The following is a 15,034-nucleotide window of genomic DNA, read 5'->3' as shown; positions in this document are numbered from 1 at the left end:
TGACCATGTGGGTTCAAATCGTCGTAATGATCGTGGCACTCATCATCAGCTACGTGATGATGCCCAAGCCGAAGGTGCCACGGCCGTCGGCGCTGGAAGACTTCAATGTGCCCACCGCCGAGGATGGGCGCGAGGTCGCGATGGTGTTCGGTACCGTCTGGATCGATGACCCCAATGTGGTCTGGTATGGCGATCTGCGAACGACCCCCATCAAGGTCAAGGGCGGGAAGAAGTGATGCGGGCGCCGATCCTGGTCACCGTCGAACACGCTCGCGCCGCGAAGCTGGGCGAGCAGGCCGGCGTGCTATGCGCCGCCGGCATCCGCACCTGGATGGACAGGCATGGACTGGATCTGCGTCAGTTCCTGGACGAGGGGCTGCCGGTGGAACAGTTCGAAGCGCTGGACGATGCCTTCGCGCAGCGTCTGGCAGGCCTTGCGCGCGGGGAGGCTGATCGTGGGTAGTGGCAAGAAGCAAACCGTCGGCTATCGCTACTTCATGGGCATCTACATGGGCGAGTGTCTTGGGCCCGTCGATGCCCTGCGCGAGATCCGGGTGGGTGATCGCCTTGTATGGGATGGAAGCCGGCAGGAGTACTGGCAGAAGATCATCGGCGTCAACGTCCCCTCTGTTGTCCCTGCTACCGGTCCGATCACGACCTCGCAAACGATCCGCATCCTGGCGCCGGAGGTGTTCGGTGGCGACAAGGGCGAAGGCGGCATCGCGGGCACGCTGGAAGTTCGCATGGGCGAACCGGATCAGATGCCCAGCGCCTACCTGCAGGCGCAGGTGCCAGGCCCGTGGCCGGCTGCCCGTAACCTTCTGACGACGGTGTTCAATGGCCAGGTCTCGGCCATGAATCCCTACATCAAGAATTGGGCCAAGAAGGTCTCCCGCTGGCGAAAGGGCTGGCGGAACGGACTCTGGCAGGCCGACCTGGTGCAGATCGATGAAGGCATGAACCCGGCCCACATCATCTATCAGGTGCGAACCGAGGGTATGGGGCATCCGGTCGACGTCATCAACGATGAGAGCTTCCGGCAGGCGGCGCAGACACTGAAGGCCGAGGGTTTCGGGCTGTGCCTGAAGTGGTCGAGGTCGACCAGCGCCAAGGACTTCATGGATATCGTCTGCGACCACATCGGCGCGATGCGAATCGAAGATCCGGTCAGTGGCCTCACCGAGCTGGTACTGCTGCGAGCCGACTACGACCCGGCCGCCCTGGTCGAGATCGGGCCGGACGCCATTTTGGAGGTCGTTGAGTGGCAGCAGCCGATGCTGGATAACAGCGTCAACGAGGTGACCGTCGTCTATCGCGACGTGGCCACCAACAAGGATGCAGCGGTCACCTACCAGAACGCCGCCAATGTCCAGGCGCAGGGACGTGTCATCAACCAGCGCAAGACCTATCCCGGACTTTGGAACGCCGCTCTGGCCTCTCGCGTGGCCGCGCGAGAGGTGGCGGCCGTCAGTAGCTTGGCCTGCCGGGTCAAAGTGCGCGTGCGCCACGATGCCGGCCCTTTCAAGCGCGGGCAGCTGCGCGCTCTGACGTGGCCACGCCGAGGCGTAGTCCGGATGCCTGTGCGGATCTTGGAAGTCGATGAGGGCACGCAGACCGACAGTTCCTACACGCTTACGGTCAGCCAGGACGTCAGCGGCATGGCCGCAGCCAGCTACATCCAGCCGGAGAGCAGCGACTGGGTAGAGCCGGACAATGCCCCCAAGCCGGTGACGGTACAGCGGCTGCAGGAGGCCAGCTACCGCGACCTGGCCGCAACATTGGGCGCCACTGCCGTGGGCGCCCTCAACGTCAACGTGGGCTTCCTGACGTCCATTGGCGTCCGGCCAACCTCGGCCGCCTTTGGCTACACCTTGCAGACCAGGGTCGGCAGCGCTGATTTCGCTGAGGTCGGAACCGCCGATTTCGCCCCCAGCGGTTTGCTGATCACCGCGATGACCGCCACCACAACCGCGATCAGTCTTTCTGCCGGCATCGGCTTGGATGGCGTGGAGGTCGGGACGGAAGCCCTGATCGACGACGAGCTGGTCCGTGTGGTGGCGATCGACCCGGTGGCAGCCACTCTGACCGTGGCCCGAGGCTGCGTGGACACGGTGCCGGTGGCGCATTCGATCGGTGCACGGGTGTGGTTCACCGATGAGTACGTTGGCTTTGACGGACGTGAGTACTTCGCCGGTGAGTTCATCCAGGCCAAGCTGCTCACGCGCACCAGCCAAGGCCAGTTGAACCCGGCGCTGGCCACGGTCACTCCCATGACAATCCTGCGCCGGCAGGCACTGCCGTATCCGCCTGGCCGTCTTCGGATCAACGGCGACGCCTACCCGGTCGAGGCCTGGGGCACGAGTGGCACCGTGGTGGCCAGTTGGGCACATCGCGACCGCGTCCTGCAGGCCGACCAGTTGATCGACTCCGAGCAGGCCAGCATCGGCCCTGAGCCTGGCACTACCTACACGGTCCGCTGGTACTTGGCCGGCCAACAGGTGCTGCGGCAGGACGATATCGCCGGCACCACGGCCAGCTACCAGCCGCCCATTGGCAGCGGCGGCAAGACCCTGCTGGTGGAAGTCGAGGCCGTCCGGGCCGGCTTCCCCAGCTGGCAGCGTCTGCAGCACACCTTCCTCTACCGCGCGCAGTTGGTGACCGAAGCGGGCGACCGCCTGGTCACCGAAGCGGGCGCCTCTCTGATTCTGGAGTAACGAAAATGGTCGACGTAAAGATTTCCGCTCTACCGGGTGCCGATGCGCTGACAGGCAACGAGCTGCTTGCGGGCCTCCAAGGCACCAAGAACGTGAAGGTGCTGGTCAGCGCGATTCGAGCTGGCTTGCTCAACGTGGAGGGGATGGATCCTCCCGCCAACGACCAGTCGATCTACTACACCGGGACCGCGTGGGACACTTACATTGTGACCCCTGTAGGTCGCACCTTCCTCGCAGCCAGCACTCAGGCGGCGCAGAGGGCGGCGATCCAGGCGGTTGGGCTCGCTGGAGATGAAACGGTCGATGGCTACAAAACGTGGAACTCCCAGCACACGTGGAACCTGAGTGCTACCGGCCAGATTACTTATGGCCAGCCAGGTGGATCTTCTACCGGGATCACTCTCTTCTATGGCGCTATGAATGCTCGACGCCGAACTGACATTCGCGCTCGGGACGTCGATGTTCTTATTGGTTGCGCAAGCACCAATGAAGCTCAGCCGACGCAGTTCCTATCGATTGCGCACTCAAATGTTAAGCCAAACGTCACAAACGTAGTGAGTCTAGGGCTGCCGTCCAATCTCTGGACTCAGCTCTTCGCCGGCAACACCACCATCAGCTCCTCCGACGCCCGGCTAAAGACCGAGCCGCGCCAATTGCGAGAGGCTGAGTTCAAAGCCGGCTCGGCGATTTCCCGTTTGCCGGCTGTGTGGCGCTGGCTAAGCCGGGTGAACGGCGATGGCTGCGAGCCGGAGGGCAAGGAGGCCCGCAAGCACATCGGCCCAACCGTGCAGGCGGTGATGGCTGTGATGGAGGCCAATGGGCTTGACCCGTTCTCCTACTCCTTCATTTGCTATGACGAGTGGGAGGCAGAGCCCGAGCAGTGGCACGAGTGGCCGGCCAAGGACGCCGTGCTGGGCGATAACGACGAGGTGCTCGAACCTGCAGTCGAGGCTGGCCGCGAACTGGTCCAGCCCGCGCGCGAGGCCGGCAACCAATACAGCTTCCGCAAGGAGGAGATGTTGTGCTTCATGGTCTCAGCCCTGGCGGCGGAAAACGATGCACTGGTCGCCAAGGTCGACGCGCTAGATACTCGACTGGCCGCTATTGAGTTCGGCAAGTAGTTCAAGAACTGGGCGCCGGTCGAGCAGCTGGAACTGATCGACCGGCACCGCAACACACGCGAAAGCCCGCGTGCTATTTGGCCAAGGCCCAGCCCCCCGCGCGGGGAGGCTGAGTCTGGCCTAGATCCATCGCAGAGGCTGAGAATGATGACCACGACGCTGTTCCCCTGGCCGGGCGGGAAGACCCGCCTGCTGCCACACCTGCTGCCCTTGGTGGCCGAGACCCCTCACCGGACATATGTCGAGGCATTCGCCGGCGGCGCGGCGCTGCTGTTCGCCAAGGATCCGGCCAGGGCTGAAGTCCTGAACGATTGCCACGGCGAGTTGGTTCGTCTGTATCGAGTGGTTGCCAACCACCTGGAAGAGTTCGTCCGCCAGTTCAAATGGGCTCTGACTAGCCGGGAAATGTTCCGCTGGTGCCAGCTTCAGCACCCCGACACCCTCACCGACATTCAACGTGCTGCGCGCTTCTACTACTTACAGCGCCTGGCGTGGGGTGGTAAGGCGACGGGGCAGACGCCTGGCTTCGGGCGGGGTGGTAAGGGCCTGAACCTGCTGCGCATCGAAGAGGACCTGAGCGCGGCACATCTTCGCCTGCACAAGGTTACGGTCGAGCACCTGGCTTGGCAGCAGTGCCTGGCCAAGTACGACGGGACGGATACGTTGTTCTTCCTTGACCCACCGTACTGGGAGACCGAGGGGTACGGCTCCCCCTTTGAGATGGAGCAGTACCAGCAGCTGGCGAGCCAGATGAAGACGCTGCGGGGCGCTGCCATCCTGACCATTAACGATCACCCAGCGATGCGAGACGTGTTTGGGCAGTTCAGCGTGCGGGTGGTGCCGATCCGATACACGATCGGCCGGCACGCGGTCCAGCGGCGAGAGCTGATCTACACGACCTGGTAGCCGGACTGGGGCAGGGGGTGGCTTTCGCCCCCGCGCAATTTCATTTCGGTGGGCGCAACATGGACGCCCCACCGTTTATCTCACTTGGGGCGTGCGATTTATCGCGCGCCGTTACACCATGCCCGGCTCGGCTGCACAGCGCCTGCGGCACCATGCCCTCCCCCGAGCCACCCCTGTGCCCAACGTGCCCCATTACATCGGCCCCCTGCTGACCCGCGACAGCGCTGACACCCTGCGCCGTGCCCATGACAAGGGCGCCACCGAATGGCAGGGCTCGCTCGACCTGGGGCGCAGCGAAGAGGCCGCGCAGCTGGATGTCGAGGGTTTCACCTTCCGTGGCCAGCACTACCCGTGGCCGGGCAAGCTGAAGGACCGCACCCTGTACTACTGGGATGGCGAGGAGTTCTCCGCCATCTCCCGCTTCAGCGGCTCGCTGATCAAGCTGGTGCCGACCGAATGGGGCGCACCGACCTTCGAGATCGACGGCATCAAGATGCTGCCGACCTCCAAGCTGTCGCCGTTCGAGGACGCGCGCCGCAAGGTCGAGTTGGTCGCCCCCGCAGGCAAGATCATCCTCGATACCTGCGGTGGCCTGGGCTACTTCGCCGCCTGTGCATTGGAGGCCGGCGTCGGCCAGATCCGCTCGTTCGAAAAGAACGCCGACGTGATGTGGCTGCGCACGCTCAATCCGTGGTCGCCCGATCCGGATTCAGCCGCCGCTGGCGGTCGCCTGCACTTCAGCCACGGCGACGTATCGCAGCAGATCGAACAGGTGGCCAGCAACAGCGTCGATGCGATCCTGCATGACCCGCCGCGCTTCGGCATCGCCGGCGAACTGTACTCGCAGGTGTTCTACGACCACCTCGTCCGCGTCATCCGCAAGGGGGGGCGCCTGTTCCACTACACCGGCGCGCCGAACAAACTGACGAGCGGCCGCGACGTGCCCCGCGAAGTGGCCAAGCGCCTGGAAAAGGCAGGGTTCAAGGCCGAGCTGGCGCTGGACGGCGTGCTGGCCATCAAGCGCTGAGCCTCACTCGCCATCCACCTTGGCCAGCTTCATCACCCACTTCGGCACTTCCGGCTCGCCGGCGTAGAATTCTTTGGGCTTGTTCTCGGCCATCGCCCAGCGGTGCAGCCAGCTCGGGCCGTAACGACCACTGTAGCCCTCGGCACCGCGTGCATAGGCAGGGTCACGCACCGCCTCCTGCAGCGACACGAAGCGATAGCCACGACGCTTGGTGGCCGCCACCAGCTCGGCGAACGCCGCTGCGTTGAGTTCGTTGGCATGCATCATCCACACCTGCGGCAGCGCATACCCCAGCAGCGCCTGCGACTGCTTCTCGTAGTAGTCCACCTTGTTCAGCATGTACGGCACATAGCCCTTGCGCAGGCTCGCCAGCGTCGCCTCGCGCTCGGGTGAATCGGGCTGCTCGTTCATCACGTTGGCATAGGCGAAGGCCCACACCCACTCACCGTTGTCGACCGTCACCGGCGCAACGCGGTAGCCATGCTGCTTGAAGAACACGTCCATCGCCGCGCGATCTTCCGGCGTACGCCCCGCACGCAGATACGGATGACGCATCCACTGTGGCGTCTGCCCGCGTTCGGCCAGCAGCGGCCGCAGTACCTGCTCGCCGCGCAGGAAATCCTGCTGGAACGCCGGCACGCCCTTGGCGTTGAGGTCCATGTGCGACCAGGTGTGGTTGCCCAGCTCGTAGCCGGCATCCAGCCAGTCGCGCAGCATCTGCACGCGCGCCGGCTGCACCTTGCCATCCACTTCCAGCTTGTTGCCGTTGACGAAACCGATCACCGGCACGTCAGCCTGGCGCAGCTGTGCCATCAGTGCGGCATGACGCGCCTGCAGATCCGCCGGCACGATCTCATCCAGGCGCGCCCACGGCAGATCGTCAATGGTCACCGCAATGCGCCGATCGACCTCGGCAGCGTGGACGGTGAGTGACAACAACAGCAACGGCAACGCACGCAGGAACAGACGCATCGGTACATCCATGGGATGAGGATGCAGCGACTGTAGCGCGATTGCGCCTTGCAGCCGAGTGTGGGCGCGGCGTTGCGGCGCCGGGCCGAGTCAGTCGGCGATGTACTTCGGCGGCACGTGGTCGGTCAACCACACGCCATTGGCGGAGCGGTAGAAGACATGCCCTTCAGCATGCATGCGCCCGGCGTGCACGCTGAGAATGACCGGTGCACCGCGGCGAGCGCCAACCTGGTGGGCCGTCTCTCGGTCCAGTGACAGATGCACGTGCTGGCGCTCGCCCGCACGCAGGCCCTGCTCGCGGATCGAGCCGACGAACCGCGGCACCGTGCCGTGGTACAGCCACTGCGGCGGCTCAACCGGCACCAGTCCAAGATCGACCGTGACCGAATGCCCTTGGTTCGCGCGGATGCGCTGGCCATCATCGCTCAGTGCAAAGCGTTGCTTGTTGCAGGTCGCCACGATGTGCTGCAGTCCGGCATGATCGAGCGTCTGCCCATGTGCAGCCAGCTTCTGCAGGAGCTCGTCGACGTTGGCCCAGCCCTGGCCGTCCAGGATCAACCCGATTTTTTCGGGCTCATGGCGCAGCACCAGACTGAGAAACTTGCTGGTGTGCTTGGATGAAGTTTCCGTGTTCATCCGCATAGAGTGCCGTAAATGCTGCGGTTGGTGCCAGTCAGCGGTCCGCGCCGGCGTCAAAACCGGTTCGCTTGCGAAGTGGTGCGCCACAGCCACAGGCCAATCACCATCGCTGCCAGCAATAGTCCACACAGGATGATGGCCAGCGCGTCAGGCGCGTGCGGCGGCACAAGGTCTGCCCTAGCGAAGAGCTGCAGCAACCATTGCCGCATCGAGGACGGCAGCGCCTGCCCGTCCGGTGCCAGATCTGTCATGCACGCAGCCGGCAGTGCCGTGGTGATGCCTTCCCACACATGCTCATACAGTCGCAGCATCGCGCTGGCCAGCAGCAGCGCCGCCGCGTGCAGGGCGAGCAGGCCCCACGCACTGCGGCGCAGCGGCGCGTCCACATGCCGCAACCAGTGCACGCAGACCAGGAGCGTACCCAGCAGAGCAAGCACCAGCGCTGCCATCGGCAACCAGCACAGCGGCTGCCAATCATCCAGCGCACCGGCACGCGCCAGCAGATGCTCGGCCACGTGCAGGCGTGCGGCCGGATCGGTACCACCACAGGCCAGCGACAGTGGCTCCAGCAACAGGTCCACGCGGTGATGGAAGTACCCTGCGGCCAAGCCGACCGACAGCAACGCCACCACCTGCAGCAGCAACAACATCAGGCCAGCGCCGAAGAAGCGCCCGAGGCGGGCAGTGAAGGCAGTCATCGGTGTATCCCCAGCGAGTGACGCGCATGCTAGCCAAGCCAATCGATGCTGTCGGCTGGCAGATGCGACACCATCGCCGGTGATGCGCGATCATGTACGTTCAATGCAGGAGTGTTGGCGATGCTGGGGTTGTATCTGTTCGTGCGTACCGTGCTGCCGGCACTGCTGGGCGGGGCGGTTGCGATGCTGGGCGCGCGGGTGATCAATCGACGGCTGGCCCGTCTACCGCCACGCGTGATTGCCCTGCCCGATGACAGCCTGCTGCCCAGACCCGCTGCACAGCGGCGTTATCGCCGCCTGCGGCGCCGCAGCCCCGGCCTGAACAGCATCACCCTGCCGCCGAAGGTGCCGCGGAGCTGGATCTGGCTGGCAGCAATGGCTTTCATCGGCACGATAAGCCTGGCCGTCTACCTGACGCCCGAAGGACCGCGCTTCCAGGTAATGGTGGAGAGCTTCGTGGGCTATCCCTCCACCGTCATCGAGGTCCGGGCGCCGGCGGAGCAGCAGCTGCGCCTGCTGGACAGCTGCACGCCGGTCCTGCTGCAGACTGTCCGTCCCATCACCATGCGTTATCGCAGGACCCGAACCGGCAACCCGGTCGAGGTGCATGGCGTGCTGCCGGTGCAGGTGCGTCGTCGAGGCACACTGCTGCAGGTGGCCACGGCCCAGCCGGTGGATGCGGCCGTGCTGCGCGACGCCCTGCGCGCCTGCAGCGCATCGTCCGGCGCTGCACTGACAATGCACGCCCGCACCGTCGCGCCATGGCGGGAAGGGGGTTGGCAGCCGTGGGCGGGGCGCGGCAGCCAGTAAGGCTTCAACCGCGCGGCAGTTTCGCCGCCCACATGTTGTCCACCAGGTTCGGGTAACGGCGCCCGTTCTCTTCCGCCCGCTGCCGCGCCGCCGCCTTCTGCGCCTCCGTCAGCGGCTGCGTCTTCTGGCCCTTCGGGTTGGGCTTCTTCCAGGGCGGCGTGCGGGCAGTAGGCATGTGTGGATGATGCCGTAGTCGGTGTTACTTCTTCAGGAATTCCAGCAACGCTAGATTGAAGTCATCGGCGTGACTGGTGTTGCAGCCATGCGGTGCATGCTCCAGCACCACCACCTCGCTGCCGGCGATGGCCGCGTGCGTGCGCTTGCCTGAACCTTCGAACGGCACCGTGGCATCGCTGTCACCGTGCAGCACCAGCGTCGGTACCGTCACCTTCTTCAGGTCCGCACGGAAATCGGTGGTGGCGAACGCCTTCATGCAGCCCAGCGCAGCGGTCTGGTCGGACTGATGGGCGAGCGCGATGGCAGCCTGACGCTCGTCCTCGGTGACCATCAGCTTGCCGTCGGCACTGAAGAAGTCACGGGTGAAGCCATCGAAGAACGCTTCCCGGTCCCTCTCCAGCCCCTGGCGCATCTCATCGGCCTTTTCCTGGGTCAGCGGCCCGTCTGGGTTGTCCGCGCCCTTAAGCAGGTACGGCGGAACGGCCGAAGCGAACACCACGCTATGCAGGCGATCCTCACCATGGTTCGCGATGTAGCGCGCCACCTCGCCACCGCCCATCGAGAAGCCGACCAGGGTGACATCGCGCAGGTCGCGCTCATCGATCAGGCCGGCCAGGTCAGCGGCCAAGGTGTCGTACTCATAACCATCGGCGGGCTTTTCCGAGCGACCGAAGCCGCGGCGGTCGTAGCTGATCACGCGGTAGCCGGCATCGCGCAGCAATGGCACCTGCGCCTTCCATGCTTCGGCCGACAGCGGCCAGCCGTGAATCAGGATTACCGGCCGGCCGGTGCCGCCGGTGTCTTCAATGTGCAGGCGGACGGAGGAGGTAGGCATGGGAGCTCCCGGGGAGAATGAGGAACCCAGCCTAGGCACTCGCAACGGAGCCGCCCGTGATGGAATCGGCTCAGGCCATGACATCGCGTACACGGGCACCGGGTTGCATCGGTTCGCACCCGCCAGTACGGCATTGGTCGGGCGCTCCCCGGGTTTCGTCAGCGACCGCTTACGGTGAGACGGCCCCCGTGCCAGTCTGCGCCGGTCCTCAACGGAGCCTCGCCATGCTGCTCGCCCTGCCCCTGCTCGCCGCCGCACTGGCCGGCACCGCCCCCGCCAGCGACACCCTGCGCGAGCAGATCCGCGCAGCCGACACGCAACTGTTCGCCGTGGCCTTCGAGGCCTGCGATGCCGACAGGGCCGCCGCGATGACCACCGAGGACATGGAGTTCTTCCATGACAAGGATGGCAAGTCCGCCAGCAGTCGCACCGATTTCCGCCGCAGCGTGGCCAACCTGTGCGACAGCGCGCGCAAGGGCGGCTGGCAGCTGCGGCGCGAGCTGGTGGAGAGTTCGCTGCAGGTCTTTCCGCTACACGATGATCGCGCACTGGAAATCGGCGACCACCGCTTCCATGAGCGCGGCACCGATGGCGTCGAACGCTGGATCGGCCAGGCGCGTTTCATCCAGGTCTGGCGCCGGGTGGACGGTCAATGGCAGGCCGAGCGGGTGATCAGCTACGACCACCGCCCGGCGGACAAATAAACATCAACGCCGTGGCGCCCGCTCAGTCGCGCAGGTTGCTGGCGCGCGTCAGCATCCAGCAGCCGTAGCGGCGCGCGAAGGTGTAGGTATCGCGCTCGGCGCCGCTGCCGAAGGTCACGCGCTGCCCGTTGTCGTCGATCGCTTCGATGCGTGTGGGCGCGTTGTAGGGACCTGCGCGCATGCGCTCCAGCGCGGCCGGGTCACGGCTGACCGGCGAAGGCACGAACAGATCGAACGCAGCGAGGTAGCGGTAGTTGAAGCGCTTCAATCGCGCGGCGCCCTGTTCCAGCACGACATGCGTGGCCGCCAGCCCCTCGTGGTCGTCGCGCACGGTGTGCATGGGCACCTCGTACTCCAGCGGGTCGGAGGTGTAGCGCAAGCGCACCCGGTCATCGGCAGGGTCGGCAAATCGTTGCAGGAAGCGGGTGAAGTCCTGCGATGGGCAGGCGGGATCGTCCGCTGCTACCGGCGTGTCAGCCACCGCAGCACCTGCGCAGGCCCACAGCCCCACGCCCAGCAGCAACCGCGCGGCCGCCTGTCCCCGTATCCGGTTTGTCTCCCCGTGCACCACGTTCTCCCCCGCTGCCATTGCACCGGACGCCATCCCCTGCGTCGCCGAGCCACAGGCTAGCAACAAAGCCGTTACCGGCGCAGCCCGCGACCGTTTTACACTGGCCACATCCGGCCACACGGTAGCGGCCACATGGAGCCCCCAATGACCCCTGACGATTCCCTCCACCAGCAGATCCGCCAGAACGTGGCCGCACTGGACGAGAAGCACGGCCGCGCGTTCGACGCCACCAGCGAGAACGTGGCCGCCAGTCTGGCCGTCAAAGCCCGCGAGCAGGGCCTGGAACGCGCCGACCACGTGCTGGTGAGCAATGCCACCGCCAACCACCCGGCCGGGCATAACATCTTCGTGGTGCAGGGCGACCCGGCCAACCCGGCGCACCTGCGGGCGATGCTGCCGACTGCCGTGGCCGCGCAGACGCCGGCCGAGCAGTCGCTGCAGAAACTGGGGTTGGGTGGGCAGCAGCCGGTGCAGGCCGAGCAGCAGACGCTGGATGCACAGGCGCAGGATCAGCAGCAGAATCCTGCGCATCGGATGGGGTAAACACCACCAGGCGTCGATGTCATCGACGCCTCTGTGGCATCGGCCGATATCAGCCCGCTCGCGGCTGGGACTGCTGCGTCTGCTGTTGGTTAATTACCAGGCAGACGAGCAACATGCACGCGCACACGCACTGTGTACTGCTGCACCTCCGGCTTCACCTGCACGGTACGAACCCTGTAGGCGGTAGCGCGCATGACTGTCTACGAGCAGCGCAATTCGGACAAGGGGTCGGCTCTACAACTTGAGGATAGCTATTTGCCTACAGGTCGCGCTGCATGTACCCGCACCCGAGCCGAGTAGTGCTGCAATTCCGGCGTGGTCTGTACGGTACGAACCTGTACGCGATAGCGGTTGTTGGACTGCAGCGGCAGAGCGACCACGCTCAGCAGGTAGTGGCCCGCGCTACCCATGTGGGGGGATGTGTAGCGCCATTCGCTGGATGCATGCCACTCGGGAAGTGACTTGCCTGCATTCAGCACGCCGGCCTGGTAGCTGTCGTAGGTAGAAACATCTTTCCAGACATCGGCGCCCCATTGCTGCAGGGTTACCTCGAATGGGACCTTCAATCTGCCTACGTCAGGCTCGTCGTTCGTGACCGGTCCGTACCGTTGCAACTCCAACTCCAGCGCATAGGTTCGGCCTGGATCGAAATTGCGCGCATTCGCTTCGAACTCGAACCGCACCTCTTGGCCCGGCTGATCCACCGTAATCGGTTGCGTCAGTTCCAGCGGTTCCGGCGGCTCCGGGATACGGCTGGAACAGGCGCCCAGCACGGAGCTCAAGATGATCAACAGGCCAGCGCGCAGCCAGCGGTGGATACCCAGCATGATTCAGACCCTTTGGCTCCCTGCCATGGGCTTCAACCCTAGCGGGTTGGCGGCGGGGACTTCAACCGGGCAAAGAAAAAGGCAGGGCAACCGCCCTGCCTTTTTCACGCGTCAGGACGCCGGGCGTGGCCCAGCGTCATCGCATCACAGCTGAATCCGCGCCACGCTCTCTTCCGAGCCCTTGGCATCCTTTTCACCGTTCTTGATGCTGACGTACAGCACGTTGTTCTTCGCATCCAGCGTCAGGCTGTTCGGGTGCGTCGGCACGGCGTAGGTGGCCACCTTCTGGTAACTGTCGCTGTTGTACGCGGTCACCGTACCGGCTTCGCGGTTGGTCACGTACAGACGCTTGCGCGGTGCATCCAACAGGATGCCCAGCGGGCCGGCGTCGGTCGGGATGCTGGCCAGTTCCTTGCCATTGCTGCGGTCGAGCACGAGCACGCGCTGGCCAGGATGCTTGCTGACCAGCCCGCTGCTCTTGGCCTGGTAACCACGCAGCATTTCCGAGCCCTGGTCGGTCACGAACAGGCGCTTGCCGGCCGGGTCCAGCGCGATGTTCATCGGCTGCTCGGCGGCGATCCTGTGCTGGGCTTCCACCTTGTTGGAGTCGGTGCCGACCACCACCAGATCGGCCAGCAGATTGCTGGTGTACACGCGCTTGTTGGCGGCATCCAACGCCAGGCCCGGCGCCTTGGCATTACCCAGGCCCGGAATGGTGTTGATCACCTTCAGCGTGGTGGTATCGATCACGAACAGCACGCTGCTCACATCGGGCTGGCTGCTGTGGCCGGTCACGTACAGGCGGTTGGCGGCGCTGTCGACCACCAGCTCACGCAAGTCGTGGGTGTAGGCGGCCTTGCCGTCCTTGCCGGTCTTCTTCTCCATCAGCTGCACGGTGCCGATGGCCTTGTTCTGTGCGGTATCGACCACGGTCACCGACAGGTCCACGGTGTTGCCCACGTACAGGCGGTTGTGGGCGTCATCCAGCACCACGCCGAACGCCTTGCGCTCCAGCGGGATGCGGGTTTCCACGGCCAGCGTAATCGGGTTCAGGCGCAGCACCTGGGCCGGGCCGGCGTCATCGCCGAAGCCACCGGACGAGGCAACGAACACCGCGTTCTGCTTGGGGCTGTAGGCCAGCTCGTACAGGCCCTGGGCGACGGCCTGGCGCTGCACGGCGGTGGCGGGGCTGGTTGCGGTGGCGGCGTCAGCGGCGAAGGCGGTCGGAGCACCGAGGCTCAGCGACACGGCGACGGCCAGCACGGCCGAACGGAAAAGGGAATTGCGGATCATGCGAGCGTCCTTCAATGGGCACGGAGGGTGTCCTGGCTCGCGGGGCCGTTCTTCGACGGCCCGGCCCTGCATCTGTCTGCGCGGGGTGGGGCTGGCTGGGTAGCGGGGAATGGTAGCAGGTGGGGGCCGTGGCGTCCGCCTGCGGATGCATGGCGGACGCGCTGTTCGGCGCTGAACGCCTAGACCATACGTGGGGCGTGCGCCTGGGCCTGCTGCTGCTCTTCCTGTTGAAGCTGGGCATCACGCTGCGGCTGTGCCTGCGCCAGTTGCTCGATGCGCTCGAAGGAGGCAGCTACCGGCGTCTGCGCGGCGACGTCTGCCGGCAGACTGGCGCGCTGATGCGCCGGGTCGTTGCGGTCGCCCTGCACGATGAAGAGATTGGGCGCTGCATCGCCACGGCGTTCGCCGAGCAGCACGTCATCCACGCGGGCGAACTGCTGCTCTTTGGAGAGTGCAAGGAGGCTGGCGCTGACGTTGCCGGTGTCTGCGCCGAAGGCATTCATCGCAACCACGCGCTCGTGGATCTGATTCAGACGTGGGTTGTCGGCGTGGCTGGGATCGCCCGGCGTACCGGTCCAGGCCAAGGCATCTGCACGGGCGGGATCATTGATGTCCGTGGACCACCGCTGTATCGCATTGGTCTGCACGGGCATCGGCTTCCATTCTTCCCGGTCCAGCTCGCTGCCTTTCACCTGTGGCCGGATGCTCTGCACCGGTCCGATGTTGTCCAGCACCTTCAACGTACCTTCGTACGTCTTGAACTCACCGAAAATGGTATTGCCGTGAATACCGGCGTGGTTCAAGGCGCCCCAGGCAAAGTCCACGCAGGAGTTGGAGGCAAGGTTGTAGTTCTTTGCATCGAAGCCGTGCTTCGCGGGATCTTTGGCGAACTCGACGATCTTGTTGTACTGCTCCTGCGTAATCTCGATGGTGCGTTGATAACGTGGGTTTTCATACATACGCAGATCGTAATCAACAACCTTCCCGAGATCGTTGTTGCCGGGAATTGGCGTTCGGGTGTAGCCAAAGCTCTGCCGCGGCTCCGCGGAGCCCACTCGATCAAGCGACAGGAACATGTGACCGACATCGGAGACGCCAACCTGCTTCCGTTCATCATTTTCCAAGGCCACCAAGGGCGTACCTGGCGCGGCCAGGTGGACCGTCAAGGTGATTCGTTCAGCAGAGTCCTTTTGCATG

Annotated in this window: 18 protein-coding genes; 9 read left to right on the top strand and 9 right to left on the bottom strand. The window is 64.9% G+C overall.

What is annotated here, in order from left to right; genetic code table 11:
- Positions 1 to 5 precede the first annotated feature (5 nt).
- From HFK18_RS20780 to HFK18_RS20755, 6 genes are all read left to right on the top strand, one after another.
- Complete coding sequence (locus HFK18_RS20780; RefSeq protein WP_180167694.1) at positions 6 to 236, top strand: hypothetical protein; 231 nt, start codon at positions 6 to 8, stop codon at positions 234 to 236.
- Positions 236 to 463, top strand: a complete 228-nt coding sequence (locus HFK18_RS20775) for a hypothetical protein (protein ID WP_180167693.1) — start codon at positions 236 to 238, stop codon at positions 461 to 463. The genes HFK18_RS20780 and HFK18_RS20775 overlap by 1 nt, the downstream gene beginning before the upstream one ends.
- Positions 408 to 2,714 carry a hypothetical protein gene (locus HFK18_RS20770; RefSeq protein WP_180167692.1) on the top strand — a complete coding sequence of 769 codons (2,307 nt, stop codon included), beginning with the start codon at positions 408 to 410 and terminating at the stop codon, positions 2,712 to 2,714. Before HFK18_RS20775 ends, HFK18_RS20770 begins: the two co-directional genes overlap by 56 nt.
- Positions 2,715 to 2,719: 5 nt before the next feature.
- Positions 2,720 to 3,835 (top strand): tail fiber domain-containing protein, encoded by a 1,116-nt coding sequence (locus HFK18_RS20765; RefSeq protein ID WP_180167691.1) that lies wholly within the window; start codon positions 2,720 to 2,722, stop codon positions 3,833 to 3,835.
- A 147-nt stretch (positions 3,836 to 3,982) separates the two neighbouring features.
- A complete protein-coding gene (locus HFK18_RS20760; protein WP_180167690.1) occupies positions 3,983 to 4,741 on the top strand; it encodes a DNA adenine methylase in 759 nt (252 codons plus the stop codon).
- Between the two features lie 184 nt (positions 4,742 to 4,925).
- Positions 4,926 to 5,768 carry an MnmC family methyltransferase gene (locus tag HFK18_RS20755; protein ID WP_180167799.1) on the top strand — a complete coding sequence of 281 codons (843 nt, stop codon included), beginning with the start codon at positions 4,926 to 4,928 and terminating at the stop codon, positions 5,766 to 5,768.
- A gap of 3 nt (positions 5,769 to 5,771) precedes the next feature.
- On the opposite strand, the gene HFK18_RS20750 is transcribed toward HFK18_RS20755, so the two are convergent.
- The 3 genes from HFK18_RS20750 to HFK18_RS20740 all read right to left on the bottom strand — a co-directional run bounded on the left by HFK18_RS20750 (position 5,772) and on the right by HFK18_RS20740 (position 8,077).
- Positions 5,772 to 6,740, bottom strand: a complete 969-nt coding sequence (locus HFK18_RS20750; protein WP_180167689.1) for a polysaccharide deacetylase family protein — start codon at positions 6,738 to 6,740, stop codon at positions 5,772 to 5,774.
- 90 nt (positions 6,741 to 6,830) lie between these two features.
- On the bottom strand, positions 6,831 to 7,382 hold the full coding sequence (locus HFK18_RS20745; RefSeq protein ID WP_218946945.1) for an RNA 2'-phosphotransferase: 552 nt from the start codon (positions 7,380 to 7,382) through the stop codon (positions 6,831 to 6,833).
- A 50-nt stretch (positions 7,383 to 7,432) separates the two neighbouring features.
- The gene (locus tag HFK18_RS20740; RefSeq protein ID WP_180167687.1) at positions 7,433 to 8,077 is read right to left on the bottom strand and encodes a hypothetical protein; all 645 of its coding nucleotides are present in this window, start codon (positions 8,075 to 8,077) and stop codon (positions 7,433 to 7,435) included.
- 120 nt (positions 8,078 to 8,197) lie between these two features.
- Between HFK18_RS20740 and HFK18_RS20735 the strand changes: the two genes are divergently transcribed.
- Positions 8,198 to 8,887: a hypothetical protein gene (locus HFK18_RS20735; RefSeq protein WP_180167686.1), complete on the top strand. Its 690-nt coding sequence runs from the start codon at positions 8,198 to 8,200 to the stop codon at positions 8,885 to 8,887.
- 4 nt (positions 8,888 to 8,891) lie between these two features.
- Here the strand turns inward: HFK18_RS20735 and HFK18_RS20730 are convergent, their stop codons facing one another.
- Together HFK18_RS20730 and HFK18_RS20725 are read right to left on the bottom strand one after the other, a co-directional pair.
- Positions 8,892 to 9,062 (bottom strand): hypothetical protein, encoded by a 171-nt coding sequence (locus HFK18_RS20730; protein WP_099782623.1) that lies wholly within the window; start codon positions 9,060 to 9,062, stop codon positions 8,892 to 8,894.
- Between the two features lie 24 nt (positions 9,063 to 9,086).
- The gene (locus tag HFK18_RS20725; RefSeq protein WP_180167685.1) at positions 9,087 to 9,899 is read right to left on the bottom strand and encodes an alpha/beta hydrolase; all 813 of its coding nucleotides are present in this window, start codon (positions 9,897 to 9,899) and stop codon (positions 9,087 to 9,089) included.
- 224 nt (positions 9,900 to 10,123) lie between these two features.
- Between HFK18_RS20725 and HFK18_RS20720 the strand changes: the two genes are divergently transcribed.
- A complete protein-coding gene (locus HFK18_RS20720; RefSeq protein WP_180167684.1) occupies positions 10,124 to 10,603 on the top strand; it encodes a nuclear transport factor 2 family protein in 480 nt (159 codons plus the stop codon).
- 22 nt (positions 10,604 to 10,625) lie between these two features.
- On the opposite strand, the gene HFK18_RS20715 is transcribed toward HFK18_RS20720, so the two are convergent.
- Positions 10,626 to 11,171, bottom strand: a complete 546-nt coding sequence (locus tag HFK18_RS20715; protein ID WP_180167683.1) for a hypothetical protein — start codon at positions 11,169 to 11,171, stop codon at positions 10,626 to 10,628.
- Positions 11,172 to 11,318: 147 nt separating this feature from the next.
- On the opposite strand from HFK18_RS20715, the gene HFK18_RS20710 reads away from it, so the two are divergent.
- Positions 11,319 to 11,717, top strand: a complete 399-nt coding sequence (locus HFK18_RS20710; protein WP_257216363.1) for an XVIPCD domain-containing protein — start codon at positions 11,319 to 11,321, stop codon at positions 11,715 to 11,717.
- A gap of 251 nt (positions 11,718 to 11,968) precedes the next feature.
- On the opposite strand, the gene HFK18_RS20705 is transcribed toward HFK18_RS20710, so the two are convergent.
- The 3 genes from HFK18_RS20705 to HFK18_RS20695 form a co-directional block, all read right to left on the bottom strand.
- On the bottom strand, positions 11,969 to 12,544 hold the full coding sequence (locus HFK18_RS20705; protein ID WP_180167681.1) for a hypothetical protein: 576 nt from the start codon (positions 12,542 to 12,544) through the stop codon (positions 11,969 to 11,971).
- Positions 12,545 to 12,688: 144 nt separating this feature from the next.
- Complete coding sequence (locus HFK18_RS20700; protein WP_180167680.1) at positions 12,689 to 13,837, bottom strand: YncE family protein; 1,149 nt, start codon at positions 13,835 to 13,837, stop codon at positions 12,689 to 12,691.
- A 179-nt stretch (positions 13,838 to 14,016) separates the two neighbouring features.
- Entirely contained in the window at positions 14,017 to 15,033 is a 1,017-nt protein-coding gene (locus HFK18_RS20695) for an XVIPCD domain-containing protein (protein WP_180167679.1), read from the bottom strand.
- Position 15,034 lies beyond the last annotated feature (1 nt).

Source organism: Stenotrophomonas sp. SbOxS2, from assembly GCF_013416715.1.
Classification (GTDB): Bacteria; Pseudomonadota; Gammaproteobacteria; order Xanthomonadales; family Xanthomonadaceae; genus Stenotrophomonas; species Stenotrophomonas lactitubi.
Note: the sequence above shows the minus strand (reverse complement) of the source record. Positions and strands in the feature narration are given on the sequence as shown.